Here is a 9,039-nt window from a genome sequence, read left to right as displayed (position 1 = left end):
ATAGGCTGATTCGATGTGTTTGCGGGAAAAAAATCGGCCCAGATCCGCGAAATTTTAATCAGCGAGTCAGCTTGGGAAGACATGATCTGCTTATTCGCACCTTCCCTAAATCGGATAACAGGGTGACGAACTTTGCACGAAGGGCATCGGGTGACATTTTCCAGAGAAAAAAAGGTCCCTACCGCTTATTATTCATAAAATTTCTTATGGAACACGCAGGATATCTATGTTTGGAAAACTTCTTAAAAGTGTCTCATGGCAGGTGAGAGCTGAACTCCGACGGAGCCTGAAGTCGAACCAGGATTACAAAAAACTTCGCTGGAACCGGGTGGAGAGAATACTTATTGCCTGCACCACCCATTACATCCGGGCTATGCTGGTCCTCTGGTCCGCAGCCTTCGGGGCTGTTTGCGTGGTCGAATATTTTCGCCCTGTATTACAACCTTTCGCTCTGCAGCATTTTAAGGGCATTACCACGCTTTCAGGTTGGATGTCTAATTTACTGGGTAGCCAGTTGACTATTATCGGTATCGTTTTTCCACTTGTCGTGGGCCTTATAAGTGTTCTGTTTCAAAAAAAATCAGCAAGGATGCATATTCAGTCAGCATATCAACTTCATTCCGGATATTTGTTTTCTGGTCTGAGTGGACTGTCACTTGCCGCATTTATTGTGGTGGGCGGTATGATGTTATCTGTTGGTGACAGATATCTTAATACAGCTTTCGCCGTTACTGCTTTTGTGTGGATGCTTTTCAATATTATTCTGTCTATCTGGTTCTTCGTCTCCAGTCTGAATGTCCTGGATGAGAGCAAGCGCGATCGACTATTGAATAAGTTTTTTTTGTCTCAGATAGTGGATGACTACATACAAAAAGCATATATTCTGGCGTGGCTGCGCTACCCGGGGGCTAACGTAGGTGAAAATTACCTCGGTAATATTAAAATACTGCCTTACTCAATCTCTGAGAAAAACGAGATGCTTCATGTTAAATCTAATGTCAGTAAAGGTGATGTTGTTACAGACATTTATATAAGGCCATTTTTATTTCTGCTGAGAAGGCTAGAGGCGGTAGATGGGCAGGATGCGGAAATTATCATTCTGCCCTCCTTTGGTGTTCGTTCCGGTGAACTGACTTTAATGTCATTGAAAAATATCAAGCCTGTTTCAGGATTGTGGCGGTGGTTATTTATCCGTTGTATTATAACAGGACGCCCTGAGAAGAAAAGGGATCTGGATGATATTACTTTTGATTTCTTTGGTGAGGCTTACGATGCACTTAATGATAAAAATATTAGCGTCTTCAGAGCAGGAATTGAAAGATTAACAGATACCTATACCTCTATCAAAAGAAGTTACAATTACGGGGTTGATAAAAATTATCTGGATGAAGTAAAAGAATCAGGTTTTAGCCATACTTTCAGTGATTCATTCCATTATGAATTGAGAAAGTTTTTTCGTGAATCCGTAAAATCAACGGAATATTCAGGCGAATATTTCCGTGAATCGATGGCCATTCCATTGCATGTGTACAGAAAAACACAGAGCACGTGTTTTACCGATTTCAGACAGTTTTTACTTTCGCTTTTCAGGGTGTGGCATGTGTTAAACGACTGGAAAGCGGGACTGGGGGGCCCCCTCTCGGCCAGCCAGGAGCTGACTCACCAGGCCCTTATCCGCGAGTTCATCGGACTGTGGGAAGGCTGGAGTATGACCACGATCACTGGCAAACCCGGGAGTGAAGATTCTACTGGCCGCCTGATGTATCATCTGCATAATACCGTCAGGCTTCTTATTCCGTCAGTGGTTGCCGATAATGCCTCTTCCGTGCGATATGCTCACGACGTTCTCTGCCTCTGGTTTAATCAGAACCGGTTTACACGGTACTGGGAGGAAGAGTACCGCTGGCACAGTTTCTTCCTGACTCCGGATTATCTGTCCCTGAAGGAGACAGAACCGCAGTGGGATATGTTACTCAGGGGCAGCATGTATAAAAAAGATGCGGCTTTGTCCATTATGTTTGCAAATGCCTTATCTGATTTGCGGTTGTTAATGGCAGGGTATCTTATTGCTCATTTTGAACCGCAAAAAAATATAGACTTAGCCGATCTTGTAAATCATCTCATTATGTCTGAATTATATGAAGATAGAGATACACATGACACGCTGACACCTGCATTCAGATGTTCTGTCGATATCATTGACATGATACTGAGAATTGAGCACTGTAATCTGCATACGAATACAAGCTGGTACAGCGGGTTATCCGAAACCATTGAGGTTATGAACTCATATAATGAAAGGCCTTACATTCCCGGGCGGGTGTATACAGGAGTAAATGAGGATATTGGCAGCCTCTACGGAGCGTTCTCCTTACTGGCCATAAAGCTCGCGCGACCAGCTGAACAGGTTACGCAGCGCGTTAATGAAGCCCTGGCGGGAAGGTTGTTTTCCTATTTCAGTAAAGACAGAATAATTTCTATTCTTGAACGACTGAAACGAGACCCTTCAGTTCCTTATGAAGGTTATATTATTTCAGAAGCGGATTATGCAACGAATGTGGTGTTCTTTAATGATGTTCTGGATAAATACATAGATGTCTTCAACCGTAGTAAAACGGCAGATATCGTTGCTGCTGAAGTAGACCAGGAGCGACTCAGAAATACTGATACTCGTCTTACAAACGAACTTCCTGGGGCATTGTCTGAAGATGTTCTGCTTAAATACTTCACGTTTACTCAAAATTCAGAATGTGATCGCAACTGGCTGGTGAGATACATTCCTGTTGGTGTTTCCAAAGATTATGTTGCCAGAGATCTTAATCAGAATGTCTACGGAGATTTTCCTTCGGTATCAGAAGTGAAGAGAAATATTCTCCACAGACTGCATTATGAACTGTGGAAATCACAGGCTAAATTAACAATTGAGGTCAATAATCTCGAAACGCTCTTAATGGAAGTCGCGCAACGGTCCGCTGATCAGAATAACTACATTCTGATGATCTATGGTTCCCGCTTCAGCGAAGAACTGAGGGAGCTGGTCTACCAGCCGGCAAGGCATGACGCGTTTAGCATACATGTTGATGTATCGGCCAGAGGTAGCCGCTCTCTGCCCTTCAGGATCAATAACTGTCTTATTTACCTTGTCCTCAATTCCGAACAGAAATTTTCACTTATGGTCAGTGCTGAATCCTTTGGTGAACTCAGGTTGTTCAGGTATCCGGATGGAACCCTTTTTAACACTTTCTACCGCAGCAACGGTGATCCACTTGAAGGTGTGATGAAAACGCTCTGGGAAATGGAGATGGAAATTACCGATACACCAGTGGTGCGGTTTGAACATCGCTGAGCAAAATTAAGGTGACCCCGGATGGGGTCGCTGTTAAATTGCTTTGTTGTTAATAATTAATTTGAATTGCGATATTTACAGCAATAATCCACTCATCACAACAATTCACTCTTTTTTGTGCTTATCCTGCAATAATCTCTCTCTTCCTCTCCTGAGATCCGAAAAGATGTTGTTCCGGATCTGCTTTCCGGCCTCCGGCGCGCTGCGGCCCGGCAACACAAGATGTAGCGGTGTTCTCAGCTGGCTGTGACGCTATATGTTGTGTCCTTCCCCTGCCCCGTGACCGGCCGCTCACCACCATAAAAGGGCGATATGGTTATTCCCTGACCGTGGTACACTTCCGGAAACTGCGCAATAGCGTAAAAATCGGATCTCACCGGAACGGCTATCCGGTAATTTAATGACGTGGTTATATGGCTGCTTATTATCAGCCAGAGAATAATGACAATAGATAAAATCCCGATTTGTGACTGTCAGGTGTGTCATTAGGTAATGATTTAGTGGTGGGATTATTTAACAGGGTATTAAATGGATATTGATCAAGTTATTCGGGGCCTTATTAGCCAGGGCATGAATTCTGTCTGGGTATATCAAACTGCGAATAGTTACGGCAAAGAACTGGTTCAGTTGCTGGACGTGCAAGGAAACGAGCTGGCTTGGCGTTGGCTCTCTGATGGCTGCGCATCATGGCAGGCTCCCTCTTCAGTGATTGGGGGATATTTGAGCTTACCAGTAGGAGCAAGTGAATATGACCTCTCACAGGGCTTCGATCATGCGTCGTTCATTCTAGGCACTGAGGATTGTTCAAATTATTCAGAACTACCGCCCAGACCAGACTGGTGCCGCTAGGTCGCAAAAAGAATATGAATGGCGGGATTTTTAAGCAATTTAAGGAAGCAAAATTATGGGAATGTTTGATACGGTCAGATTCCGGTACCGGATGCCTGACGGAGTCACCGGGACGGACTTTCAGACCGACGACCTAGACTGCGATTGTGAATTTTACGAGATTTCCGCTGAAGGCCGCCTGCTTCGCTGGATGGGTGACGGTACGCGAACCGATACCTGTTTTGACGGGATGCTGACCCTCAGTGCCGATGACGGTTATCAACTGTATTTTGAGCACGGGACACTGGCGTGGATCGAGGTGTACTCGCAGGGCGACAGGCGCTGGCCGTTTGAGCCAGGCCGTTTTATGCCGGACCCGGCCTGACGGGATTTCTCGATACAAGGAACGCGAATGTGTGATTTATGCAGGGCGGACGGGAATTATTTCCATACGCCGGAATGTGTGTATGACCAGCTGGTCAGTGAGTACCCCGTGATGTGGCTGCGGGATTCGACCCGGATTGGCGCCTGCTACACCCTCCGTGAACTGCTGTCGCCGGAAGGGATGGTGCTGGCCATACAGAACGCGCCTCCCGTGACGGGATGGCGGCTGCGCATGCGGTATAACGAGGCCATTGATGAAGAGATTAACCCGCAGTGCGGGGACTGTATCGAGCTGGCCTCCAGGGCGGACGCCCTGCTGGCTTTTGAACCGTTCCGTGGAGACGATGCGGCAGTATGACCGGCTGGATTTTTCATTTACAGAACCATACAGAAGGGTACTGGCATTATGGGAAGCATGAAAGACCAGATGATGGATATTGAATCTGAACGATTTGATAAATGGCTTGCTGAAAATTATCCGGATGTTGTCCCCGGCTCAGAAGAATGGGAACAGGCCGCTAACCTGTACTACTGGGAACAGGAGTATCTCGCCGATCAGGCTCAGTGGGATCATGAACACGGGCTGTTTGTGGCTTCCCTGAACAATGTTCATCAGCGTTACCTGCACGCCAGCCAGGAGCTGAAGAAGCTCCATGCCCTGCTTGATGAAAAGCAGCCTGAACTGGTGTACAGAATGTCTTTCGTCCATGCCGTGACGGTCATGGAGGCGTACCTGATGTACTGCGCCAGAGCTCTGCTGGAAGAGGACAGGCCGCTCGAGAGATACTTTGAAGAGTATTACTTACCTTTTGCTAAGGTAGGCAAGAAAGAGAAGCAGGCGGCCCGCGAGATGGAGCTTACCAAGTTCCGCCCTGTGGCAAAGAATGTTGTTGCGAGTATGACGTTTCATAACGTGAAAACCATTGAGCGCTATTTCGGGACTGTGCTTCATATACCGCCCGTCTGGCCAATTGAGCCGCTGGGTATCATCGCAGACTGGCGAAACGATCTGGTACACCGCAACGGTGTGGATGAGCATGATGTGCCACGCGTGATATCAGCGCAGCAGCTGCATAGCGCCCTGCAGAAAGTGTCGGATCTGATAGAGGCTGCAGATCATTCCCTGCGTCTGGAAGTGGACTATTTTGGTAACTGGCGTAATGAAGAGAACCGGGAAATCATTGCGGGAGCACTGCGCATATCCCCTGGCGGAGAATCATCCTGATGACCGGACTTGTAACCCTGGGAGGGTATTCGACAACAGGTGCTCAGTTACCTGTTTCTATCGACTATCCAGCGGCGCTGGCCCTGCGTCAGATGGCGCTCGTTCAGGACGAACTGCCGAAATACCTGCTGGCGCCGGAAGTAAGTGCCCTGCTCCACTATGTACCCGATCTCCACCGCAAGATGTTGCTGGCAACCCTCTGGAATACCGGCGCGCGCATTAACGAGGCGCTGGCGCTGACCCGGAGTGATTTTTCCCTGACACCGCCCTACCCGTTCGTGCAGCTGGCCACGCTCAAACAGCGGACCGAAAAAGCCACCAGAACGGCCGGCCGTGCTCCGGCCGGTAGCCTGCCTCATCGTATCGTTCCGCTTTCCGATGCGAACTATGTCAGCCAGCTGGAGATGATGGTGGCCACGCTTAAAATTCCGCTGGAGCGCCGTAATAAACGCACAGACAGAACCGAGAAAGCACGCATCTGGGAAATTACCGACAGAACGGTCCGGACCTGGATAAGTGAAGCCGTTGATGCGGCTGCCGCCGACGGGGTGACGTTTTCGGTACCGGTTACCCCGCACACGTTCCGTCACAGCTACGGGATGCATATGCTGTATGCCGGCATCCCGCTGAAGGTGCTGCAGAGCCTGATGGGACACAAGTCGATCAGCTCGACGGAGGTCTACACGAAAGTGTTTGCGCTCGATGTCGCGGCACGGCACCGGGTGCAGTTCCAGATGCCAGGCGATGAGGCGGTGGCGCTGCTGAAGGGAAATGGCAGGTAACTAGACAGAACTATCTATGCCCAGAGGATGTATTGATTGCTCTTTTTTGAGTAATTTCCGTTGACGTGTTTGTCAAATGGAGTAGTATTAGTATTAATGATGCCTGCAACAACCCTTTGGGGAAGTTAGTGGGCTTTTTTTTTGCCTATTCAGGGATGATGCTGCGATGCCGACAACCCTTTACAGCAAGCCTTACCGTACACCTGCCGATCTGATTAACGACCTCAAGAGCAAAAAGCTTGAGTTTTTGGACGAGGCTGAAGCAGAAAATACGCTCAGCCAGATAAGCTATTACCATTTTAAAATTTATCTCCATCCTCTGTTAGATCCGGCAAGTCCGGGCGGAAAACATTACAGAAAAGATGAGTATTTTGAATATGGGGTTGAGCTATACCGCTTCGACGAAAAACTTCGTGTACTGTTGTTTGGCGTAATTGCGCGGCTTGAAGTTAAGCTCAGAAGCAGGCTTGACCATACACTTTCCGCATTCTCAAATGACCCTTTCTGGTATCTTGATAATACTTTTTTCTATACAGCGAAAGGCACTAAAATTATTGATGACATTCGAAGTAGAATACAAGGTGACTTTAATAAGGAAGGGGAGCTTTACGCGAGAAATTACAGGAAAAAATACCACAATAATTCGCATCCGCAATTCTCTAATCTACCCCCTTTCTGGATTGCCAGTGAGGTAATTACTATCGGTTGTCTTTTCAAGATATTCAGTGCGACTGATTTCTCATATTTTAAGGGATTGCCAGCACCTCATAACACTCTGCTGGATACACTCGCAAATGAGTTTGGTGCAAATGATTTCAATTCGCTGACGAACTGGGTTCAGCGTCTGCGTGACGTAAGAAATCGTGCCGCGCATCATAGCCGACTGTGGAACGCCAAACTTGCGATTCCAAGCCAGATAGCCAGTGAGTTGACCATACCCGCAGTTCACCAGTATCGACCATACTTGACGGTCTGCGTGATACACAAAATGATTAAGACACTAGACCTGGCGGGCATTGACTTAAAGGGTGATCTTCTTCGTCTTTTTGCTGGTAGCCATGCGGCGCAGCTGTATATGGCTGATACCGGCTTCCCGCAAGGTTGGGAAAACGATCCTTTCTGGAATTAAAAAGCGTTGTCAGCAAACAATTGATTCACTAAAAAGGCCGCGATGCGGCCTTTTTGGATAAAATCAAAACTGTGACATATCATAGCCGGAGCCAGTGGAACAGCGCGCAAAACACGCACTGTCAGCGGAACTGGACTGAAATATTTCCATGCCTGGCTATTTTATTCCTTTATGATTCCCAAAGAAGAATCTTATATCACTCTTCTTCCTCTTCCCATTTAGTTGGTCAATATAGTTTCGGAACTGATAAATTATATTTATGTCTTGACCACCTAAACTCCCATATGTCCTATGAGGTTCGTTTGGTGTTTCGCAGTACTTAGGGTTATCTACTGTGAAAAAGGTTCTACAATTGAAAGGTCGATATTCATATATGGAGCAGATTCCATCAGTTAAAAATGGGCAATCTGTATTGGTTTTTAATTTTCTTTGCTTGTTAGATACAATTCTGTGGGATGTATTTTTTTCTATAAAACTTGCTTCTAATGCCGTCATTTCGACACCTATTTTGCAACAGGCGCTGCAACCTTTCTGACATACTGTAAAGGTTGATGCAAACTCGCCAAAAGTATCAAGAAATCCATAAATCAAACTAATTTCCAAAAATGGATTATTCTTAACAGAATCCAGCTTCACCTGAAGAGTCTGACAGGCAGCTATGACGTTTTCAGGGATGTCTGGTAATACTCTTGTTTCATCCCTTTCAATGTATTTCACTTCAATTATTTCATTTTTTTTGGGGAAAAAACGTTGTAGAAGACGTTGTAAAAAATTAATCCATTTCAAAATAACTCCTTAGGCATGACATGAAGCAGCTGCACATTGCAAAAGCAGATTAAACGACACGGATCCAGTAGGCTGGTTCAACAACCCAAACTCCGCAATCATATGCGATAGCCCTACGATGACGGTTCATCAGCCAGAACGTCCAGGCGACAAACCGACTATTTCCACTATAGACGGTTTTATCCCCATCCAGCATGACAGCATAGCGAGGCTTTTTGTTCATATTATGATTCCTTATGTTGTTTACCTGGAATTATCGGAGCGTCCAGGTGGCAAGGCAACTCTGTATCAGAGGATATTTTACCCCGCGCAACCAGCCATGCGCGACGTTGTTCCAGCCATGTTTTGAAAGCGGGTGTCGCTTCGACTTTTTTCACTTCCTTCTGTTTCCAGGCTTTTACCGGGCCTGCACTGAGCGGCGCACCGAGAAATTCACTGATCGCTTTGTCAGTCCAAAGGCGAGCTTTCAAGCCACGTTTGGCTTTGTTGAATAAATCGAACTTTTGCTGAGTTGAAGGATCAGATCACGCATCTTCCCGACAACGCAGACCGTTCCGTG

Annotated in this window: 8 protein-coding genes and 2 pseudogenes; 7 read left to right on the top strand and 3 right to left on the bottom strand. The window is 46.6% G+C overall.

What is annotated here, in order from left to right:
* The first annotated feature begins 226 nt into the window (after positions 1-226).
* The 7 genes and pseudogenes from OGY37_RS00290 (at position 227) to OGY37_RS00260 (ending at position 7,694) form a co-directional block, all read left to right on the top strand.
* Positions 227-3,346, top strand: a complete 3,120-nt coding sequence (locus OGY37_RS00290; RefSeq protein WP_060415433.1) for a hypothetical protein — start codon at positions 227-229, stop codon at positions 3,344-3,346.
* Positions 3,347-3,874: 528 nt separating this feature from the next.
* Positions 3,875-4,195, top strand: a complete 321-nt coding sequence (locus OGY37_RS00285; protein WP_004197770.1) for a hypothetical protein — start codon at positions 3,875-3,877, stop codon at positions 4,193-4,195.
* A gap of 229 nt (positions 4,196-4,424) precedes the next feature.
* A pseudogene (locus tag OGY37_RS23440) lies at positions 4,425-4,559 on the top strand (hypothetical protein); the annotation flags it as partial.
* Positions 4,560-4,586: 27 nt separating this feature from the next.
* Positions 4,587-4,916 (top strand): hypothetical protein, encoded by a 330-nt coding sequence (locus OGY37_RS00275; RefSeq protein WP_004197773.1) that lies wholly within the window; start codon positions 4,587-4,589, stop codon positions 4,914-4,916.
* Between the two features lie 48 nt (positions 4,917-4,964).
* A complete protein-coding gene (locus tag OGY37_RS00270) occupies positions 4,965-5,783 on the top strand; it encodes a hypothetical protein (RefSeq protein WP_004197776.1) in 819 nt (272 codons plus the stop codon).
* Positions 5,783-6,565 carry a site-specific integrase gene (locus tag OGY37_RS00265; RefSeq protein WP_004197768.1) on the top strand — a complete coding sequence of 261 codons (783 nt, stop codon included), beginning with the start codon at positions 5,783-5,785 and terminating at the stop codon, positions 6,563-6,565. Before OGY37_RS00270 ends, OGY37_RS00265 begins: the two co-directional genes overlap by 1 nt.
* Before the next feature lie 166 nt (positions 6,566-6,731).
* Positions 6,732-7,694, top strand: a complete 963-nt coding sequence (locus OGY37_RS00260) for an Abi family protein (protein WP_004197772.1) — start codon at positions 6,732-6,734, stop codon at positions 7,692-7,694.
* Between the two features lie 156 nt (positions 7,695-7,850).
* On the opposite strand, the gene OGY37_RS00255 is transcribed toward OGY37_RS00260, so the two are convergent.
* The 3 genes and pseudogenes from OGY37_RS00255 to OGY37_RS23350 all read right to left on the bottom strand — a co-directional run.
* Positions 7,851-8,480 carry a YkgJ family cysteine cluster protein gene (locus tag OGY37_RS00255; protein ID WP_004197775.1) on the bottom strand — a complete coding sequence of 210 codons (630 nt, stop codon included), beginning with the start codon at positions 8,478-8,480 and terminating at the stop codon, positions 7,851-7,853.
* 49 nt (positions 8,481-8,529) lie between these two features.
* Positions 8,530-8,703 carry a hypothetical protein gene (locus tag OGY37_RS00250; RefSeq protein ID WP_004197778.1) on the bottom strand — a complete coding sequence of 58 codons (174 nt, stop codon included), beginning with the start codon at positions 8,701-8,703 and terminating at the stop codon, positions 8,530-8,532.
* A 1-nt stretch (position 8,704) separates the two neighbouring features.
* Positions 8,705-8,962 (bottom strand): annotated as a pseudogene (locus tag OGY37_RS23350) (hypothetical protein); the annotation flags it as partial.
* Positions 8,963-9,039: the final 77 nt, after the last annotated feature.

It is taken from the genome of Citrobacter sp. Cpo030 (genome assembly GCF_030333005.1).
Classification (GTDB): domain Bacteria; phylum Pseudomonadota; class Gammaproteobacteria; order Enterobacterales; family Enterobacteriaceae; genus Citrobacter; species Citrobacter portucalensis.
Note: the sequence above shows the minus strand (reverse complement) of the source record. Positions and strands in the feature narration are given on the sequence as shown.

Bases quoted from the DNA above. Each gene is read 5' to 3' on its own strand.
- OGY37_RS00260 (WP_004197772.1), top strand. From the start codon at position 6,732: ATGCCGACAACCCTTTACAGCAAGCCTTACCGTACACCTGCCGATCTG.
- OGY37_RS00285 (WP_004197770.1), top strand. From the start codon at position 3,875: ATGGATATTGATCAAGTTATTCGGGGCCTTATTAGCCAGGGCATGAAT.
- OGY37_RS00290 (WP_060415433.1), top strand. From the start codon at position 227: ATGTTTGGAAAACTTCTTAAAAGTGTCTCATGGCAGGTGAGAGCTGAA.
- OGY37_RS00265 (WP_004197768.1), top strand. From the start codon at position 5,783: ATGACCGGACTTGTAACCCTGGGAGGGTATTCGACAACAGGTGCTCAG.
- OGY37_RS00250 (WP_004197778.1), bottom strand. From the start codon at position 8,703: ATGAACAAAAAGCCTCGCTATGCTGTCATGCTGGATGGGGATAAAACC.
- OGY37_RS00275 (WP_004197773.1), top strand. From the start codon at position 4,587: ATGTGTGATTTATGCAGGGCGGACGGGAATTATTTCCATACGCCGGAA.
- OGY37_RS00270 (WP_004197776.1), top strand. From the start codon at position 4,965: ATGGGAAGCATGAAAGACCAGATGATGGATATTGAATCTGAACGATTT.